The following is a 460-nucleotide window of genomic DNA, read 5'->3' as shown; positions in this document are numbered from 1 at the left end:
GTCGCAGGTCAGTCCGAGGTTGTGCTCCAGACCGATCTCGGCGGCGTTTTCCAGCTGCTCGGGCGTGGCACCGAGAATCTCCGCCAGGCCGGCCGCAGCCATGGCGCAGGCCGAGCCGACCTCGCCCTGGCAACCGACTTCGGCGCCGGAGATCGAGGCGTTCTTCTTGCACAGGATGCCGACCGCCGCCGCGGCCAACAGGTAATCGACCACATCGGCTTCGCTTACCGCCGGGCTGAAGCGCACGTAATAATGCAGCACCGCCGGGATGATCCCGGCCGCGCCGTTGGTCGGTGCGGTGACCATGCGTCCGCCGGCGGCGTTCTCCTCGTTGACCGCCAGGGCGAACAGGTTGACCCATTCCATGCCGCTGAGGGTCGAGCCGATCACGTTGGGCTTGCTCATTTCCTGCAGGCTGCGGTGCAGCTTGGCGGCGCGGCGCTTGACGTTGAGCCCGCCG

Annotated in this window: 1 protein-coding gene; it reads right to left on the bottom strand. The window is 67.8% G+C overall.

Features of this window, described 5'->3' with window-relative positions; genetic code table 11:
- A partial coding sequence (locus PH586_RS23425; RefSeq protein WP_271350211.1) for an L-serine ammonia-lyase, iron-sulfur-dependent, subunit alpha occupies positions 1 to 460 on the bottom strand: 460 nt, incomplete at both ends.

The organism is Pseudomonas aestuarii (assembly GCF_027988105.1).
Taxonomy (GTDB): Bacteria; Pseudomonadota; Gammaproteobacteria; order Pseudomonadales; family Pseudomonadaceae; genus Aquipseudomonas; species Aquipseudomonas aestuarii.
Note: the sequence above shows the minus strand (reverse complement) of the source record. Positions and strands in the feature narration are given on the sequence as shown.